The organism is Parabacteroides gordonii MS-1 = DSM 23371 (genome assembly GCF_000969825.1).
In the GTDB taxonomy this organism is placed as follows: Bacteria; Bacteroidota; Bacteroidia; order Bacteroidales; family Tannerellaceae; genus Parabacteroides; species Parabacteroides gordonii.
Genome location: NZ_KQ033919.1, coordinates 1,263,955 through 1,282,624 on the forward strand (window position 1 = coordinate 1,263,955; position 18,670 = coordinate 1,282,624).

The window sequence follows — 18,670 nt, forward strand, 5'->3', positions numbered from 1 at the left end:
CTACGTAGACATTACAAAAATAACACTAATCTAACGGACAACATCCTCAAAAAGTATGCCATCTGATTAAATTAGTGTTTTTTATATAACGGTGATTACCCGCATTTATTATTCGCCCCGGCTATAATTGGGTGCTTCCTGCGTAATTGCCACGTCGTGCGGATGACTTTCCTGTACACCGGCATTCGTGATACGGGTAAATTTAGCTTTATGAAGCTCTTCAATATTATGCGCTCCGCAATAGCCCATACCGGCACGCAGACCACCTACCATCTGATAGATCACTTCAAACAAAGAACCCTTATAAGGAACACGGGCGGCAATTCCTTCCGGAACCAGTTTCTTCACGTCGTCTTCCACATCCTGAAAATAACGGTCTTTCGAACCTTTCTGCATTGCTTCCAACGATCCCATACCACGGTATGATTTAAACTTACGTCCGTTAAAGATAATCGTTTCGCCCGGTGATTCTTCCACACCAGCCAACAGAGAACCCATCATCACAGACGATCCTCCGGCAGCAATCGCTTTTACAATATCTCCCGAATAACGAAGTCCGCCATCGGCAATCAAAGGAATACCTGTTCCGTTCAATGCTTTTGCCACATCATAGATAGCCGACAACTGGGGTACTCCCACTCCTGCAATCACACGGGTTGTACAGATAGAACCCGGCCCGATACCCACCTTAACGGCATCGGCTCCTGCATCAGCCAGATATCTGGCTGCATCTCCGGTAGCGATATTACCTACCACACAGTCGATACCCGGATATTGGGCCTTGATTTGCTTCAACACATCCACCACTCCTTTGGAATGACCGTGAGCCGTATCAATAACCAACGCATCGGCACCGGCTTCAACCAATGCAGCCACACGTTCGAATGTATTGAATGTCACACCAACTCCGGCTGCCACACGCAGACGGCCTTTGGCATCCTTACAGGCAGAAGGCTTATCTTTTGCCTTTGTAATATCTTTATAAGTAACGAGCCCTATCAGTTTATTATGGCTGTCCACAACCGGTAGTTTCTCGATTTTATGTTTCTGAAGGATCTGGGCGGCAGCTTCCAGGTCGGTAGACTGATCTGTCACCACCAGGTTTTCTTTCGTCATCACCTCATCGATCGAACGGTTCATATCTCTTTCAAAACGCAGGTCACGGTTGGTTACGATACCTACCAGATAACCGCCTTCGTCTACAACAGGTATACCGCCGATCTTATATTCCGCCATCATAGCCAGCGCATCGGCAACACGTTTTCCTTTCGTGATCGTTACGGGATCGTAAATCATTCCGTTCTCTGCACGCTTAACGCTTTGAACCTGCTTGGCCTGTTCAGCGATCGTCATATTCTTATGAATAACGCCGATACCACCTTCGCGGGCAATAGCAATAGCCATCTTTGCCTCGGTAACCGTGTCCATGGCCGCCGATACCATCGGGATATTCAATGTGATGTTTCGTGAAAACTTTGTCGAAAGGTCGACATTTCGGGGAAGAACTTCTGAGTAAGCCGGGATCAACAATACATCATCGAATGTTAATCCGTCCATAACTAACCTGTCTGCAATAAATGACATAAAACGTATGCTTTAAAAATTATTGCGCGCAAATATACGGTTTTTCCTGATATTATGCAACGATAAAAAACAAAAATGGCTTCCTTCCTGTTTGTTTCCGGGAAGGGAGCCATTTTTATTCAGGCGAAGACAGCGAATGTATTAATTAGCCATTTCCGACAAAAATTTAATACGTACCAGACGGATCTCTTCTTCGGTATAATCGTTACCCAGCTCTTCGATCGCATCTTCCAGGTCATCGGTTTCAGAATCTTTGAAGTATTCGTAAATATCTTCAATATGATCTTCATCCATGACATCATTTAAGAAATAGTCGATATTGATACGCGTTCCCGAATAAACGATTGCTTCAATCTCATCCAACAGATCGTTAAATTCAAGCCCGTTTGTCAAAGCAATTTCATCCAGGGCAACCTTACGATCGATCCGTTGAATGATAGACACCTTCAGTTTCGACTTATTAGCGACAGTACGTACACGCAGGTCTTCCGGCCGCTCGATTTCATTTTCTTCTACATGTTTTTTGATCAGCGTAATAAATTCCTGGCCGTAGCGTTTAGCTTTTCCGGCACCTACACCCGGAATATTCTGCAATTCATCCAATGTTACCGGATAAGTGGTAGCCATTGCTTCCAGCGACGGATCCTGGAATATTACGAAAGGAGGTACTTCCAGGCGTTTGGAGAGTTTCTTCCGCAAATCCTTCATCATCGAGTACAGAATAGGATCGACTGCACAGGTAGCTCCACCACGTACAGGTACTTCTTCTTCCTCATCTTCAAACTCGTTATCTTTCGTTATCTTGAACGATACCGGCTTCTTCATGAAATCTTTCCCCTTCGGAGAAATTTTCAGCAAACCGTAATTCTCGATATCTTTAGTCAGATAACCGGCTATCAGCGCCTGACGAATAACGGCGTTCCATGTCTTTTCGTCTTCATCCGTACCGGAACTGAAGACTTCCAGGTCATTGTGTTTATAAGATTGTATTTCGGAGGTCTCATTTCCGACCAGCATATTGACAATATAATCTGCCTTAAATTTTTCTTTTAAAGTACTTATCACTTCAAGTACCGCACTCAACAATTCTTTCGCTTCCACTTGCTTTTGGGGGTTCAAACAATTATCACAATTTCCACAATTTTCTTCCAGGTACTCCTCTCCGAAGTAATGCAGCAGAACCTTACGGCGGCATACGGATGTTTCGGCGTAAGCAGCTGTTTCAAGCAACAACTGTTTCCCGATCTCCTGCTCCGCTACCGGTTTACCCTGCATGAATTTCTCCAGTTTCTGTAAGTCTTTGTATGCATAGAATGCAATACACTGCCCTTCGCCGCCATCACGGCCGGCACGGCCTGTTTCCTGGTAATAACCTTCGAGGCTCTTGGGTATGTCATAATGGATCACATAGCGCACATCCGGCTTATCGATTCCCATACCGAATGCAATAGTAGCCACAATAACGTCTGCTTTCTCCATCAGGAACGCATCCTGATTTCCCGACCGTTGTTGAGAATCCATTCCGGCATGATAAGGAAGCGCCTTGATCCCGTTTGCTTTCAGAATATCGGCAAACTCTTCCACCTTCTTGCGGCTTAAACAATAGACAATACCCGATTTACCTTCGTTGGCCTTAATATACTTAATAATCTCGCGGTCTATATTCGCGCCTTTCGGACGAATTTCGTAATATAAATTAGAACGGTTAAAGGAGGATTTGAAAACTGAGGCATCTATCATACCCAGGTTTTTCTGGATATCATGTTGTACTTTCGGAGTAGCAGTCGCCGTAAGCGCTATCAGCGGACGCTTTCCTATTTCATTAATAATAGGACGTATCCTGCGATATTCCGGACGGAAATCATGTCCCCATTCAGAGATACAATGAGCTTCGTCCACTGCATAAAATGAAATATTTACATTTCGCAGGAAATCGACATTCTCTTCCTTTGTCAGCGACTCAGGGGCAACATACAATAACTTCGTCCGGCCTGCCATTATATCAGCCTTCACCTGGTCGATAGCCGACTTGTTCAGTGAAGAATTAATAAAATGAGCTACACCATCTTCCTCGCAGAAATTACGCATGGCATCCACCTGATTTTTCATCAGAGCAATCAGAGGAGATATAACGATCGCTGTACCCTCCATCATAACCGAAGGCAACTGGTAACAGAGGGACTTACCTCCACCGGTCGGCATCAATACGAAAGTATCATTCCCGGCCAGCACATTTTCAATAATTGCTTTCTGATTCCCTTTAAAGGTATCAAAACCAAAATGAGTCTTTAAATGCTCAGTTAAACTATCCTTCTTCGCCATACTTATTTATATTTTACAAACCGCCGGCATTTACGCTATCTGCAAACGGTTTACATCTGATTTTTCAAACTTCTCCTTCGCATACTCCAGTGTTACATGGAGTTTCTTTTTCTTTTCTGAAGGCATGCTGAACATAGCATCCATCATGATAGCCTCAACGATCGAACGCAGGCCACGGGCTCCCAGCTTAAACTCCAAAGCCTTATCCACGATATACTCGTAAACATCCTCATCGAACGAGAGTTTGATGGAATCCATTTCAAACAACTTCACATATTGTTTGATAATAGAGTTTTTCGGCTCTGTCAGAATGCTGCGAAGCGTGCTCCGGTCAAGCGGATTCAGATAAGTCAGAATAGGCAGACGACCGATAATTTCAGGAATCAGACCAAACGACTTCAGGTCGGTCGGCGTAATATATTTCAAGAAATTATTCCGGTCTACCTGGGCTGTATCTTTGCTGGCGGAATATCCAACAACGCGTGTATTCAAGCGCTGCGCGATCTTCTTTTCTATACCGTCAAATGCCCCACCACAGATAAAGAGGATATTCTTTGTATCTACCGCTATCATTTTCTGTTCAGGATGCTTTCTTCCACCCTGCGGCGGAACATTCACAATCGAACCTTCCAGTAATTTCAATAACCCCTGCTGTACTCCTTCTCCACTTACATCACGGGTTATAGACGGATTATCACTCTTGCGTGCAATCTTATCTATCTCATCAATAAAAACGATCCCTCTCTGGGCTGCGTCTACATCATAATCAGCCGCCTGCAACAGACGAGTCAGGATACTCTCTATATCTTCTCCCACATAACCGGCTTCAGTCAGCACTGTCGCATCTACGATTGCAAACGGCACGTGCAGCAACTTTGCAATGGTACGCGCCAGTAACGTTTTCCCTGTACCGGTGGCTCCGACCATAATGATATTAGACTTCTCGATCTCCACATCATCCGAGGTCACTTTCTGAAGCAATCGCTTGTAATGGTTATACACCGAAACGGAAAGATAACGTTTTGCATCATCCTGTCCGATCACGTATTGATCCAGAAATGTTTTTATGTCCCCAGGTTTCGGTAATTCTGTCTGCTCAAGTCCTAAAGCACTTTTCTTTGCAGGTTTTTGTTCTTTTACAATTTCGTACGCTTGCTGCGCGCATTCATCACAGATAGCACCGGATATTCCATTAATCAGCATGTTAACGTCCCGACTGCTTCGTCCGCAAAACGTACAAAAGTCGCCTGTTTTGGCCATAGAATATTTGTTTTTTTGATTGTCTAAAAAGACAAGGCCGAAGCCCTGTCTCTGTTTTTGTTATTTCTTCTTCTCACGAACCAGGATTTCATCAACCATACCATAAGCTTTCGCTTCTTCGGCTGTCATCCAGTAGTCGCGATCGCTATCACGCTCTACCTCATCGTAAGGTTTACCTGAATGATCGGAAATAATAGTATACAGTTCCTTTTTCACCTTCAGGATTTCACGAGCTGTGATCTCGATATCCGAAGCCTGTCCCTGTACACCGCCCAGAGGTTGATGGATCATCACACGTGAATGCGGAAGAGCCATACGTTTACCTTTTGTACCGGCAACCAGCAATACGGCAGCAAAAGAAGCCGCCATACCTGTACAGATCGTCGATACGTCGCATCCGATAAACTGCATGGTATCATAAATACCATAACCTGCATAAACGGAGCCGCCCGGAGAGTTAATATAAATAGATATATCTTTGCCGGGGTCGCTTGAATCCAGATATAATAATTGCGCCTGGATCACGTTAGCCGAATAGTCATCGACCTGGGTACCCAGGAAGATGATACGGTCCATCATCAGGCGGGAAAATACGTCCATCTGCGCAACATTCAGCTGACGTTCTTCGATAATTGTCGGAGAAATATAACTGCTGGTGATATTCATATAACTATCCAGCGCATTGCCGTTCATCCGCAAATGTTTCGTTGCATACTTTCTAAAATCGTCCATAATCTATTATTTTTATATTACCGGAAGTCATAAAAAAAGGGATTCCCCTCTGACTTATCGGAATAACAAAGTTATAAATAAATTTCTGAAAGAAACAACTTATTTGCTATCCGGTAAGATATTTTTTAGAGAGAAAACCCTTTTTCTTGTTAAAACCATAGTGTTTACTATGGTTTCAGAAGGATAATATTATTCAAAGAGTTTGCTGAACTCTTCAGTTGAAACTTCTTTTACATCCAGTTCCACCTGTTCTTTCAACCATGCAGCCAGCTTTTCTTCAACTGCGCGATCGATAATGTTCTGCAAAGTCTGTTTATTTTTCAACATGTCTTTAGCATAGTTCGCCAATACATCTTCCGGAACGGAAAGCATACCGTACTGTGCAAACTGAGCCTGTGCCACACGTTTTGCGAAGGCTTCGATATCTGCATCTTCTACCTTCAGGTTATTTGACTTCACCAGATTTTCTTTGATCAACTGATACTTCAGGTCTTCAATCATCTTAGGGAAATCTTCTTCAACTTTTTCAGCTGTAGTATTTTCGTTAGCAGCAACCAACCAGCGTTTCAGCATATCGTCGGCAAACTTCATTTCACCGGCTTTCTGCACCAATACTTCACGAGCGTCCAACAGGAACTTATAGTCGCTCTGCGGAGTGAACTGGTCTGTCAATGCTTCCTTGATCTTGCTCTTAAATTCTTCTTCGCTGGTAACTACACCTTCGCCGAATACCTTATCGAACAATTCCTGATTCATCTCAGCCTTTTGGTGACGGGTAATTTCTGTAATTTCAAAGCTGAAATCACCGGTAATACCAGCAACAGCTTCTTTATCAACTTTCAGGAAGGAAGCGATTTCAGCTTCTGCACCTTCATAAGCCTTGTTCGGGTTGAATACGACCACAGAGTTAACCTTTGCACCTACGAATTTAGCCTTTTCAGCTTCATCCTTCATATATGCCGGCATCAGTACAGCTTCTTCAACAACGATACCACCTTCTTTCGGAGAACCGTTTTCAAGTTCGGCTACAGTACCTTTCACCATATCCTTTTCTTCTACCTCGTCAGCCTTGTCGTAAGTACCGAAGTTTGCTGTATATGCATCGATCTGCTGGTTCAGCATTTCGTCATCGATAGCAACCTCATAATACGGAAGTTTGTCGCCCTTGCTCAGTGTAATATTGATTTCGGGAACCAAAGCTACATCGAAACAAAACTCGAAATCTTCCTGCGTATCAAAATTAATAGGCTTTTGTTCTGATTCGTTAGGCATCGGTTCGCCCAGTATATTCAATTTATTTTCGCGGATATAGCTGAAAAGATTTTCAGAAACCAACTTGTTTACTTCTTCAACCAATACATGTTTTCCATACATCTTTTTTACCATACCCATCGGTACCATTCCTTTACGGAAACCCGGTACATTTGCTTTCTGACGGAAGTTGCGCAGGCTCTTTTCAACCTGTTCAGCATAGTCAGCCTTCACTATTTCTAATTTCACAATACCACTTACGGCATCAATGTTCTTAAGCGAAACGTTCATTCTGAATGATTTATTTAATTAATAGTCGTATCGAATTTTAGGCTGCAAAATTAGAGTTATTCTTTCAATCTCGCAAATTGTTTACTTAATTTGTTATAAGCAAGCCTAATTTAGACACGGATTATTTTTTTTATCGCAAAATGTTGTTTATCTAAAATTATTGTATTCCTTTGTAAAGTGAAAGGATCGCAAACTCCGGTTTACCACTTTCATAAGTAACAATTTTATTTTTTAATTATTTCTATTTTTATGAACATTTACATTGGTAACCTGAACTATCGTGTTCGGGAAGAAGATTTAAAACAAGTAATGGAAGAATACGGAGTTGTAGATTCTGTAAAAATCATTATCGACCGTGAAACCGGAAAATCTAAAGGTTTTGCATTCGTTGAAATGCCGGACGATGCCGCAGCGAAGAAGGCTATCGCCGAATTGAACGAAGCAGAATATGAAGGCCGCCAGATGGTAGTAAAAGAAGCCAGACCGAGAGCATAATCTACATTATCCTGGAAGAAATAAAAACTTCTGCTATCTTTGGCAGAAGTTTTTTTATGACTGTACATATGATATTAAAAGGTATATACGCCGGTAAACCGGCCACGTTTCAATTATTGCTTCTGTTACTATTCCTGTTGTTCGGGGGCATTCTGTCATCCCTGATCGGAACGGGGAGTTGTTTCCTGTTGTACGGTGCATCGGGTAATCTCATGCAAAATCCGGATGCGATGCGGTTCATGCAATTGATTTCCGCGATCGGAACATTCCTGTTTCCTTCACTTGCAGTAGCCTGGTTATGCAGCCCCACCCCGGGAGAATATCTTTGGATGAAAAAAAGCCCGGATATCAAGATACTGTTCCTGGTACTTATCAGCATGTTCCTGATGTCGCCAGCAATCACTCTGACAGCATTACTCAACAAACAGATGGTTCTGCCCACCTTTATGGCTCCTGTCGAAAACTGGATGAAAGCACAGGAAGCACTTGCCGAACAACTGACGAATATGCTTCTATCCGGCGACGGTTTGATGAACCTGTTAGCGAATCTGTTGGTGGTAGCCGTCATGGCAGGTATTACCGAAGAGTTTCTTTTCCGCGGCGCCCTGCAACGGATCATCGGGAAATGGACATCGAACCATCATATTGTGATCTGGACAGCAGCGATCATATTCAGCGCTTTCCACATGCAATTCTACGGATTTCTCCCCCGCATATTACTGGGAGCCTATTTCGGATATCTGTTATATTGGAGCAGAAATATCTGGATCCCTGTATTTGCCCATTTCGTCAATAACGCCTTTGCTGTTATCAGCATGTCGGACGACCGCCTGAAAGAAAATGAGTTTATTACAGGAGATATTTCAGATACGTACCTGTTGCCATACTCGGCATTGGCTATCGTAACCCTGTTGTTATTTTACCTGTGTACCCAACAGATCAAAAGGATGACAAATTAAAGATCTTTTTTTCTCAGAACGAAGTCTTTACCCAGGTACTTTTCACGAACGATCTCATTTTCGGCAAGCTGTTCGGCCGTACCCTGGAAAAGAACCTTTCCTTCAAACAACAGATAAGCGCGGTCGCAGATACTCAGGGTTTCATACACATTATGGTCGGTGATCAGGATACCGATATTCTTATGTTTCAATTTGGCTACGATTGTCTGGATATCCTGTACGGCGATCGGGTCTACACCGGCAAACGGTTCATCGAGCATGATAAACTTCGGATCGATAGCCAGACAGCGGGCAATCTCGGCACGGCGGCGTTCTCCCCCGGACAACTGGTCACCCAGGTTCTTTCTAACCTTATTCAAACCGAACTCGGCAATCAGGCTTTCCAGTTTATCCTTCTGGTATTCGGGAGTAGTATCCGTCATCTCCAATACCGAACGGATATTATCCTCTACCGTCATTTTCCGGAAAATGGAAGCTTCCTGGGCCAGATAACCGATACCATTACGGGCACGTTTATAAACCGGAAACTTGGTTATCTCCATATCATTCAGAAAGATCTTCCCCTCATTAGGAGTAACCAGACCAACAGTCATATAGAATGTCGTTGTCTTTCCCGCCCCGTTAGGGCCGAGCAATCCTACAATCTCCCCTTGCTTCACATTAATGGAAACATGGTTCACCACCGTACGTGTTCTATACTTCTTCACCAGGTCCTCCGTGCGGAGCACCATCTGTTGTTCGTCTGCCATATCCTACTTATTTACGGGTACAAAGAAACGGAATTAATTAGTTTTCCACAAGACTATTATCATTTCTTAAATCAACCTCATCCAAAGAATAGAACCAGACAAATACTAATAACTCATTCCAAATTGCCAAAGCGGAACAATATTCGCATAACCAAATTCTATACCATCCTTTACCACGAAACCCTTTTCTACACCTTGAAGTTGCTTCTGCCCCTTATTTTTTCCCCCGACTTCAAAAGTCATTTCATCAATCTGAAAATCCGAAATATCAGAAGTTATAACATCATAATTTACCCTCATCTGATTAAAAAAGTATGTCTCCCTAATATTTCCTATATTTGGAATATCCTGAACCAGATTATAAATTAAATTCGTATTATCCAGAAATATTTTATCCACCTTGCCTAATCCACGAATTCCCCCCGTATTATCACGCAATTGAGAAATTAAGCCAGCTTCTTCTATATAGAGACAATAATCAGCAATATTATTTCGACTGGCTCCAAGCATGATTGCAATACTACTAAAATTCGGTTTAAACGGAACACTTTTTGATATAATAGCAAGTAATTGTTTCAATTTACGCCCTGTTGAGACATTCATATCTGCATATTGAGGAATATCCGACTCCAACGTCTGATTGATAATTTGACGTAACCTTATATCATAACCATCTTCCATCGAAAACGGATAATAGCCTTTTTTCAAATAATCCTCGAAAAAAGGTAACGGATGTTCTAAACCGGAAACCTCAACCTGATGGGTAATAATTTCATTCAGCGTATAAATAGTAGCCGGAATATGATGAAATAGTTGTAAATACTCTCTAAATGATAAGCCTTGCATCCGATACATGACTGCCCTCCGACTCAAATCTGATGCTCCTTTATTTATATCCAGGACAGACGAACCAGTAAATCGGACCTTCAACTCCGGGTGATAATCATAAATCAGCTTTAGTTCTTTCGACCAATCTTTATATTTATGGATTTCATCAATAAATAAGTACTTAATACCTTTTTTCACCAATTCATCAGCTAAATCTAACAGCTTATTATCTGCAAAATAAAAATCCTCCGCTGTAACATAAATAGCTTCATCCGGATTCAGGTCCTTTTTTATATGCTGAAGGATCAATGTAGTTTTCCCTACCCCCCTGGGACCGGTTAAACCAATCATCCGGCTATTCCAATCGATTTTAAAATAGATGTAACGCAAAAAATCGGAATGCAACTCACGTAACAACTTATAATAATAACTCAATAACCTGTCCATATCCATACAATTTATTGGACAAATATAATAAAAAATGCACTCTCACAGTGCAAAACAAACAGAAAATTGCACTATAAGAGTGCAAAACAAGCAAAAGAATCTAAAAAGACAACTTCACTCACCTAAGAAGCTATCTATTTTATCCGTCGTAATTTTCGTACCAGACAGACTAAAATGATCAAGATTGGAATTAATACCCACCAGACAATCCGATTCGTTTTATGCTTTATCACTTCCTGTCGGACAGAAACGGATGAAGTTGCACGCTGCCCGGTAACTGTATTGGCAGAAACAGATAACAAGTCTGTCGAATCAGCCATTTCCCATTCTTCAGCAGCATAAACAATACGTTCCACAAACTGACGCCCTGCACTGTCCGGTGGTGAAAATGAATATTCCTTCAACCTGGAGCTGATGCGTAATTGCGTATTCCGGTTAAATTGCAGACAGGATGTATCCAACTGTGTATGCGAAACAGAATCGGCATATGTGTAATATTGCTCCCGGCTCCCGGGATTACGCGATGCACAGCCGGACAATCCTGCTACAATAATCAATAAAAAAATAGCGGTTCTCATTTAATTATTACTTGACGGCGGTTCTTACCTTTCACTTTCAACGACAAATGGATAAAACCGCGACGGCGGTAATAAATAGCCTGATCGAAATTCAGCCGGCTTTGCTGTAGAGCTTCCAGCAAACGGCAACTGCCGAACGTATAAATATCTGTCGCCTCACCTGTCAGATGTTGCGAATTTTCGACACCGCCCACCAGGCGATTCAGTTCTTCACTGCGGTATCCGCTCGATATATGCATCCCGGTAGCAACACCTGCGTGTTCCCTGAGTGGCTCCAGTAATTTAGTAACCAGGTTTCTGATCGCCTTCTGTGCTTCTGGTGGCGGCGTATTATCCAGTCCCCGCTCAACAGCCACCGCACTGTAAATAAACTCTCCCATATAAAAATGATCACTGATCCAATCCCGATGCTTTCCTCGCCATGCACGCTGTGCCATTGTCAATGACCTGTCTATCATTGGAAACTCACACTCTTTCATTTTCATTCTTTTTTATTTTATATGAATAATCAACTCCAAACAATGCTCCGGCAAACGTACTGATCTCCCCGAAAGCTACTAACACACTGTTGTGTATTTCACCGGCCGGAGCAACCCAGAAACCGGAAAAGACCAGTGTAAGGCCGGCTGCACAAAGCAGCACGGCCATTACCAGTTGGATGTTCACCCTTTTCATCCTCCGATCGTTTACTCGATTACAGGACGGTCATCCTCTCCGCTTCCACCTCCGGGATTCTCGCTCTTTTCCTTCTCCGGGACGATCAATGAATACCCCATTGTCTTTTTTGTCTCGCGCAAATCAAAGCCGGGAGTGAACACAATTTTAGGAGCACGGATCATTGAAGCAGTAAACTTCTTCGTATCTTCCACCCCTTCGCTGCCGACGGTAATACGAAAATTGCCGAATTCCCCTAACTGTACGATACGCCCATCCTGCAACTCCAGATCCAGGATATAATTCAGGTTATCGAGTACAGCTTTCACATCAGCACTCGAAACCGTACTTCGAGCGGCAATCAGTTTACACAAACGTCTCAAATCGGTAAAACCGGTACTTTTCGACACAGCATAATACAACTTCTTTGACTCCTTGTTTCCCGGTTCCGACGGGCGCAGAACCAACTTATACCCTTGTGCCATAATTAAAAATGTTTTAAGTGAATAATTAAGTACACTGCAAAGGTATGGCAGCAGAAAAGGGACAAAAAGCAACGATATCATAGACGAATAGACTGATTTTCAAAACATAAAATTCGACAGCCTACCGATTTTCACAATCTCGTTGCTTTTCTGTAATCTAATCTTTTAACATCTTATTCTATCGAGATTTTCTGAAACAACTCATACAAATCATCGGTTTCCGCTCTTGCGAATCGAATTTTGTCCGATAAAGATTTAACTTTCAAAACGATATTAAATCCAAGTTCAACAGAAAAGGCCAGATTCGTATAAGATGTTTTACGCTTTTTCTCCGGTTGTTCCAACAGATTCAAGATACGGATAAACAAAGCTTCATCCTTCACGTCGTAAAGAAACTCTCCTAAAACAGTGTCATTGCGCACGAAATCGATAAAACGCTGACGTTCACTTTTGATCAGGCTAACAAAAAAATCACGATACGCCGGACTCAGATTTCTCCAATCTGAGAAAGCCAAAGCAAAGGAATCCTTATAAAAGACCTCCCTTTCCTCCGGCAACAAATTATTCACATGTTTCTGATAAACACAAAGAGCTGGTTGGGCACCCAGCAATGCCATTAATAACTTTTTCATAACATTTAGAGAAGGCTGATTACTCCTTCAACCCCCAAAGCCACTAAACAAGATAAAGTGGTTAGAACACAAGACCCCGAAGAACTTAATCCCCGGGGCTTGCTTTTTTGTCTGTTTTCACTCTTCACAGAGGTAGAACAGAAGAACTTTATTTCATTACTTTAGTATTAATATCGACCGCTTGTTCGCCCTCACGGGGTAATTGGTTGATTGATTAAAAATGCATAGAAACAACCGCGCAGTCAAATTTAAATTTATTGATTATAAATAGTTACTTATTTTACGATTGCTTTTACAGCTGCTTCACCTTCTACGGCTACTACAACTACACCTGCAGGAGCAGAGATAGTAGCGTTGTCGGAAGAAAGAACTGTGCTGGCGATTGTCTGACCAAGAACATTCGTGATCACTACTGTCTTGCCGGCTGCACCGTTGATAACAACTTCACCTTCTTTAGCAATTACTGATACTTCAGAAGTGTTGATACCTTCGTTAGCTGTCGGGTTTGAGTGTTCTGCTGCCAGATCAAACTTGTCACCTGCTTCGTAACCTTCAGCTACAACTACTACACCGTTGATGTTCTTCAGGTAACCATTGTTTGCTACTTCCGGCTGTTTGTTCTTAGCGATGTAAGCGTTATAGTCGTAGTAACCTGTCTGGATCTTGAATGAACCGTCGGCTTCGTGGTTGATCGGATCGATGTAACGGAAGGCGAACTTAGCGGTGTTGAAGTCGCTTGTGCCCAGGTCGATTACATCAGATGCTTTCGCACTCTTCTTATAGTTCTTGTCAGTGATATACAGTTTGTCTGCTGTGCGGAAACCATATACGAAACCTAACTTAGCATACGGTTCGCCTGCTTCAGTATCGTTGATATACTTGTTAGCATGGATAGCACCGTTCTGGTAAGCTACATTTGCTGTGTCAACCAGGTTAACCAGGAAGCGACCGTAAGTTGTATCCGGTGTTAACAGGTGGTTAGCATTGTCGAATGTTGCAGCCTTATATTCCGGATTAACAACCAACAGATACTGATAACGGTTGTTGTTACCACGTTTTACATAAGCTGTGTCAACATACAGGGCAGGAGCCATAGTTGTCAACTGAGCCTTGTTACCCAGGTTCAGGAATTCACCATTTTCAAACATCTGATCGTATTCGTTTTCATCACGGAAGATGCGGATCGTATCACCCATGCTCTGCAGACGATATTCAGGAGCACCTAACTTCTGTACTTTGAACAGGTCGTTAGAGTTGATTTTCTCATAGATCTTTTCAACTTCTACAGCACCCTGTTTTGTCAGTGTGGTTGCACCATACAGTTTGCTAGAACCCAGTGTGAACGGATTTGCATTCGATCCTTCTGGATATCCATCCTTATCATACTCAACGCCACCATTTACACTTACGATATTGTACAGATCAGTAGCTTTTTCTTTCAATACGAAACGATAAGCTTTAGAGACATCTTTCGTAGTCTTGAATGACTTGAAGTTCGGGTCACAGATCATAGACAGAGTTGTTGTAGTCTGCGGATTTTCGTAAGTCAGATATTCGTCGTTAGCCGTATTCTGCAATGCATAACCGATGATAGCGATTGTATCGTTCTTGCTGAACAATTTATCATCTTTGAAATACTGCGGATAACGGAATGTATAGATTGAGTCGGAAGCCGTCTTGAGGAAGCCGTCCTTATCAAATTCGCGAGCACCTGTCAACGGAACGATTCTCCAATTCACTGCTGCTTCTTCGTTGTGAGACAAGCCCAGGAAGTGACTCTTAGCTGTATGGTTTTCACCTACATAATAGTCTTCTTCTGTAGAAGCAACCAACAGACGGAACTGTTCGTCCTGTACATCCAATGCTTTCAGATCTGCATAACCGTCGCGCTGCATGGTTCCGGCTTTGAGATCTTTAACTCCTGTGATGATCATAGTATCACGAGTTGCACCAGCGGCAAACAATGAAGAAGAAGATACTGCATACTTGTTATCGCCTAAGTAATACATAGTGTTAACAGTAAATGTCTTGCCACTTTCACGGTTTACGAATGTGAAGCTTGTTGCATCTTTCAGACCGGCAACACCCTTCTTGTTCAACTCACCGCTCTGGCCGTCTACATTTACAATCCATTGTCCTTCCGGCTTGTTGAACAGCATTTCAGATTTGTCGGCAGTTTCCTTGACATCAGCACTCGGAACACGGCCGTTCAATACTTTACCATTTTTGTCCTTAATAGACGGATGGTTAGCGAACTCGATATTTACATATGTATAGTTCAACGGGCTGTTGTCGCTCTTTGCTTTAACCAGGTTATTCAAGCCCAGATCAGCAGCTACCCAGTAAGCTTTATCATTTGTAACAGTCAGGTAAACACCCTTCTGAGCACCTGTCTTCACTTCGAAAGAAGAGATGAAAAGCTTTGTAGCTAAAGAAGCCTGGTTGTAATCTTTCACTTCAATGCTATAAACAGCTTTGCCTTTACCACCTTCGTTCTTCACGTTGTCATAAGAGAATGTGAAGTAAGGAGCGTAAGTGCCTTTATTGAATGCACCGGAGTTTGCCAGGATTTCAAGCATAGCCTTTTCGCCTACAGTAGTGAATTTGTAGCCACCATTCTTCAAATCAGTCTTGATGCTTGTCCATTCAGAATCCTTCGTAGTTTCCAGAACGATGTAGCGGTCGCCACTCTTCAGAAGGAATGCACTTTCATTGCTATTCTTATCACCTGTAAGTTCAACGAGTTGTTCGCCAGCAGCTGCTCCAGATACATACTTAACCGGTACCAGATCAGCATCAGCAAATACATTGCCTGTTGTGATATCCTTAGTGGCTGCATCGCCATCTTCATCGATGTACTTATGTCCCAAAGCAACGCCGAAGCTTACTCTTGAACCGAAGTCGTTCAGAAGTTTATCGACAGTGAATGCTGTAGGTACAGCCTGCACATCGAATTTGAACAGTGTTAACGGAGTCTGAACATTATTGCTTACCAGCTTGCCAGCATCCACTTTCAGGAATGAACCGTTCTTGGTCTGCAAAGAGAACGAACCGTCATACATCTTACCGATAAAGTCTGTTTCTCCGTCTACTGTCAGATAGGCTTTTGGAGATAATGCCTGGCCGTTTCCATTGCATTTAAGGAAAGAGTAGCTATAATTATCATTTGACAGAGCAGAGATAACGATCTTCCATTCGTTGTCTACTGAATTTGTACCATCAGAAATCGTTACGATATCACCTGAGCTGACAGAAGTCAACTGACCTGTCATAACCAAAGCAGGAGCTTCGCCGGTTGTCGACAGAGTAGCAGTTGTAGCAGTTCCGGCAATAACCAGGCCTTGAGTTGCATTGTAAGTTACTGTCAGAGCTTTGTCTTTTACAACCAAAGCATAGGCATCAGCTTTTGACGGAACACCTAAATACATCGCATTTTCGCCTGCTTTTTGAGCAGCCAGGTTCACCAGTTTGCTCTCCTTCAGGATCCATGAGTCGGGAGTCGTCACTTCGTTTGCAGCTGTCCAACCTGTAGTTTGCAAATACTTGCCATCAGTTGATTTAACCGTGAAAGGAGCAGGAATTTCAGTTGCTTCGGTGTTACCCGGAATAAATGTAATCATGCCATTCTCAACACGTACACCGGCCTCTGTCATACCTTCCACATTAGCACCTGCCTCTTCAGCCGTCTGTGCAGTTGTAGTGACGCGGTCGCCCGGAACTGAAGCAGCATCGGTTACTTCAGCAAATACGTATTGCTTGCCTGCTTCCAATGAGGTGGCGGCGAAAGTGTTTACTTTGTTGTTTACAATTTCGTATGCGGTGAGTTTAACTCCCGAAGCACCTGATACAGCTGCTTCATCGCCTACAGCTAAAACATCACTACCATTCTTATACAAGAACTCACCACCATTCTGTAATTTCAGAGCCCCGTCTGTTCCAATTATGAAAGCGGCAGCATTTTTAACATCAGCACCCCAAGCAGCTGCATTTGTCAAATATGCCTTTGTTGTAACGCCTTCAAACATTACGGTGTTGTTATCACCGATGGTCATCACCTGATTGGCAGGACAGCTTGATAAGCTTGAAATGGTTGCACAATTTCCCTTCTCAATCGTTTCTGGGGCAAACTCGATGGGAGAGATAGAAGTACCATCACCATCCATATCTAACGAACTTCCATTCAAGTTTGCATTCGGTACAGCAGCCAGATAGCATGTGCTTCCTTTGGCAATACCTTCAAGTGATTGAGCTGCACTTGTAGGATTAGCCGTAGTGAAAAGAGCAACTTCATTACCACTACCAGGTGTAGTGGCTAGGGTTATAGCAACTCCTGGCTCGTTTTTTATTTTAACTCCACCTAATGTAACACCAGCACTTGATGTAGCTACCTCACATTGTCCCTTAATCGGCGTAGTTAATAAGTCAACCTCACCGCCATCTGCAGCAGGAGCTATGGCAGCACCCAAATAATAAATAGTTTCACCAACTGTATAAGATAAAGCATTATACGTAGCTCCAGTACCATCATCTAGCTTTTCAAGCTTAAAAGGTATAGCATTAGCTTGGCCAGCGTCCCAACTCGTGTAGCTGGTAGCTGCCGATCGAGAGGTCACATCAGCTTTCGTAAAGTCAACAGTGGCAGCCTTCTGTGAAGTCGTCAGCGCAGCATGCCCTTCACCAATTACACAAAGCGCAACTTCTTCATCTGCTAATGCAGAGCCACTCTTTACAGCTCTATCATCATCAAACAGCCCAACATAATTGAAATCTGGTGTATCGTTAGCACCTGTTGTTGCAAACTTACCTGCTCCATCAAGACCCAACCAAGTGTCTGGCTCAGCACCAGTAATCTTTAACTTTTTAGTATCAAACGTCAGCATCAATGCATCCGCTGGTGCATTAGAACCGGTTGCTTTCTTTACAGTATAATCCGTAGCCAAATACCATACTTCGCCTGAGGGAGCATCTTTAACAACCAGATACTGATTATTAGCAGCTCCTTTTACGACCCAGTTCGTAGCATAGTTATCTGTGGCATCAGCTACCCCCAGCAGATATCCGGTAACCGTACCGTTTGCAGCGCGAGTCACAGTCGTCATAATTGTTTGAGCCACCCCGTCACCTGCAGGCAGGATCATTGCGTCTACAGCGTAGAACAATCCACCCGAAGCTAACAGTGCAGCTACTAACGTAGAAAACTTTTTGTTCATAATTCTTTAATTTAATATTAATAATAGTGTTTCTAAAAAGCCTGTTTGTAAAGGATTACTTAGTGTTGTCAAATGTTAAATGACTAGCTAAAACGTTCCTTTTTTTTAGTCACTTTTTGGGAGGCGGTTTGCTTTCGTGTAAAAAAGCTCTAATTTCATACTCGTTTTTCTATCCTGTTGATAAGAAAGCATA

15 protein-coding genes are annotated in these 18,670 nt (G+C 42.8%); 2 read left to right on the top strand and 13 right to left on the bottom strand.

The features are described from left to right. Positions 1-108: 108 nt before the first annotated feature. From guaB to tig, 5 genes are all read right to left on the bottom strand, one after another. The gene (guaB, locus tag HMPREF1536_RS05220; protein WP_028730640.1) at positions 109-1,584 is read right to left on the bottom strand and encodes an IMP dehydrogenase; all 1,476 of its coding nucleotides are present in this window, start codon (positions 1,582-1,584) and stop codon (positions 109-111) included. 141 nt (positions 1,585-1,725) lie between these two features. Further along, positions 1,726-3,906 (bottom strand): DNA helicase RecQ, encoded by a 2,181-nt coding sequence (gene recQ, locus HMPREF1536_RS05225; protein WP_028730639.1) that lies wholly within the window; start codon positions 3,904-3,906, stop codon positions 1,726-1,728. Positions 3,907-3,936: 30 nt separating this feature from the next. Continuing rightward, positions 3,937-5,166: an ATP-dependent Clp protease ATP-binding subunit ClpX gene (gene clpX / locus HMPREF1536_RS05230; protein WP_028730638.1), complete on the bottom strand. Its 1,230-nt coding sequence runs from the start codon at positions 5,164-5,166 to the stop codon at positions 3,937-3,939. 60 nt (positions 5,167-5,226) lie between these two features. After that, a complete protein-coding gene (clpP, locus tag HMPREF1536_RS05235; RefSeq protein WP_028730637.1) occupies positions 5,227-5,898 on the bottom strand; it encodes an ATP-dependent Clp endopeptidase proteolytic subunit ClpP in 672 nt (223 codons plus the stop codon). A 189-nt stretch (positions 5,899-6,087) separates the two neighbouring features. Beyond that, entirely contained in the window at positions 6,088-7,440 is a 1,353-nt protein-coding gene (tig, locus tag HMPREF1536_RS05240; protein WP_028730636.1) for a trigger factor, read from the bottom strand. Between the two features lie 249 nt (positions 7,441-7,689). Between tig and HMPREF1536_RS05245 the strand changes: the two genes are divergently transcribed. Further along, complete coding sequence (locus HMPREF1536_RS05245; RefSeq protein WP_028730635.1) at positions 7,690-7,935, top strand: RNA recognition motif domain-containing protein; 246 nt, start codon at positions 7,690-7,692, stop codon at positions 7,933-7,935. A 68-nt stretch (positions 7,936-8,003) separates the two neighbouring features. Continuing rightward, a complete protein-coding gene (locus HMPREF1536_RS05250) occupies positions 8,004-8,894 on the top strand; it encodes a CPBP family intramembrane glutamic endopeptidase (protein WP_028730634.1) in 891 nt (296 codons plus the stop codon). On the opposite strand, the gene lptB is transcribed toward HMPREF1536_RS05250, so the two are convergent. The 8 genes from lptB to HMPREF1536_RS05290 form a co-directional block, all read right to left on the bottom strand. Next, complete coding sequence (gene lptB, locus HMPREF1536_RS05255) at positions 8,891-9,643, bottom strand: LPS export ABC transporter ATP-binding protein (RefSeq protein ID WP_028730633.1); 753 nt, start codon at positions 9,641-9,643, stop codon at positions 8,891-8,893. The genes HMPREF1536_RS05250 and lptB overlap by 4 nt on opposite strands. Before the next feature lie 105 nt (positions 9,644-9,748). Beyond that, positions 9,749-10,918, bottom strand: coding sequence for an ATP-binding protein (locus HMPREF1536_RS05260; RefSeq protein WP_028730632.1), 1,170 nt, complete (start codon positions 10,916-10,918; stop codon positions 9,749-9,751). Between the two features lie 134 nt (positions 10,919-11,052). Then, positions 11,053-11,496, bottom strand: coding sequence for a hypothetical protein (locus tag HMPREF1536_RS05265; protein ID WP_028730631.1), 444 nt, complete (start codon positions 11,494-11,496; stop codon positions 11,053-11,055). Continuing rightward, positions 11,493-11,981 carry a D-Ala-D-Ala carboxypeptidase family metallohydrolase gene (locus HMPREF1536_RS05270; protein ID WP_081693463.1) on the bottom strand — a complete coding sequence of 163 codons (489 nt, stop codon included), beginning with the start codon at positions 11,979-11,981 and terminating at the stop codon, positions 11,493-11,495. Before HMPREF1536_RS05270 ends, HMPREF1536_RS05265 begins: the two co-directional genes overlap by 4 nt. Then, a complete protein-coding gene (locus tag HMPREF1536_RS05275; protein WP_028730629.1) occupies positions 11,962-12,171 on the bottom strand; it encodes a hypothetical protein in 210 nt (69 codons plus the stop codon). The genes HMPREF1536_RS05270 and HMPREF1536_RS05275 overlap by 20 nt, the downstream gene beginning before the upstream one ends. A gap of 11 nt (positions 12,172-12,182) precedes the next feature. Further along, complete coding sequence (locus tag HMPREF1536_RS05280; RefSeq protein WP_028730628.1) at positions 12,183-12,635, bottom strand: HU family DNA-binding protein; 453 nt, start codon at positions 12,633-12,635, stop codon at positions 12,183-12,185. A 173-nt stretch (positions 12,636-12,808) separates the two neighbouring features. Continuing rightward, positions 12,809-13,267 carry a hypothetical protein gene (locus HMPREF1536_RS05285; protein ID WP_225607979.1) on the bottom strand — a complete coding sequence of 153 codons (459 nt, stop codon included), beginning with the start codon at positions 13,265-13,267 and terminating at the stop codon, positions 12,809-12,811. 275 nt (positions 13,268-13,542) lie between these two features. Next, positions 13,543-18,477, bottom strand: a complete 4,935-nt coding sequence (locus HMPREF1536_RS05290) for a DUF6383 domain-containing protein (protein WP_028730626.1) — start codon at positions 18,475-18,477, stop codon at positions 13,543-13,545. Between the last annotated feature and the right edge of the window lie 193 nt (positions 18,478-18,670).

Bases quoted from the DNA above. Each gene is read 5' to 3' on its own strand.
- guaB (WP_028730640.1), bottom strand. From the start codon at position 1,584: ATGTCATTTATTGCAGACAGGTTAGTTATGGACGGATTAACATTCGAT.
- HMPREF1536_RS05275 (WP_028730629.1), bottom strand. From the start codon at position 12,171: ATGAAAAGGGTGAACATCCAACTGGTAATGGCCGTGCTGCTTTGTGCA.
- clpP (WP_028730637.1), bottom strand. From the start codon at position 5,898: ATGGACGATTTTAGAAAGTATGCAACGAAACATTTGCGGATGAACGGC.
- HMPREF1536_RS05260 (WP_028730632.1), bottom strand. From the start codon at position 10,918: ATGGACAGGTTATTGAGTTATTATTATAAGTTGTTACGTGAGTTGCAT.
- HMPREF1536_RS05285 (WP_225607979.1), bottom strand. From the start codon at position 13,267: ATGAAAAAGTTATTAATGGCATTGCTGGGTGCCCAACCAGCTCTTTGT.
- HMPREF1536_RS05250 (WP_028730634.1), top strand. From the start codon at position 8,004: ATGATATTAAAAGGTATATACGCCGGTAAACCGGCCACGTTTCAATTA.
- lptB (WP_028730633.1), bottom strand. From the start codon at position 9,643: ATGGCAGACGAACAACAGATGGTGCTCCGCACGGAGGACCTGGTGAAG.
- HMPREF1536_RS05245 (WP_028730635.1), top strand. From the start codon at position 7,690: ATGAACATTTACATTGGTAACCTGAACTATCGTGTTCGGGAAGAAGAT.
- tig (WP_028730636.1), bottom strand. From the start codon at position 7,440: ATGAACGTTTCGCTTAAGAACATTGATGCCGTAAGTGGTATTGTGAAA.
- HMPREF1536_RS05280 (WP_028730628.1), bottom strand. From the start codon at position 12,635: ATGGCACAAGGGTATAAGTTGGTTCTGCGCCCGTCGGAACCGGGAAAC.
- HMPREF1536_RS05270 (WP_081693463.1), bottom strand. From the start codon at position 11,981: ATGAAAATGAAAGAGTGTGAGTTTCCAATGATAGACAGGTCATTGACA.
- recQ (WP_028730639.1), bottom strand. From the start codon at position 3,906: ATGGCGAAGAAGGATAGTTTAACTGAGCATTTAAAGACTCATTTTGGT.
- clpX (WP_028730638.1), bottom strand. From the start codon at position 5,166: ATGGCCAAAACAGGCGACTTTTGTACGTTTTGCGGACGAAGCAGTCGG.
- HMPREF1536_RS05265 (WP_028730631.1), bottom strand. From the start codon at position 11,496: ATGAGAACCGCTATTTTTTTATTGATTATTGTAGCAGGATTGTCCGGC.
- HMPREF1536_RS05290 (WP_028730626.1), bottom strand. From the start codon at position 18,477: ATGAACAAAAAGTTTTCTACGTTAGTAGCTGCACTGTTAGCTTCGGGT.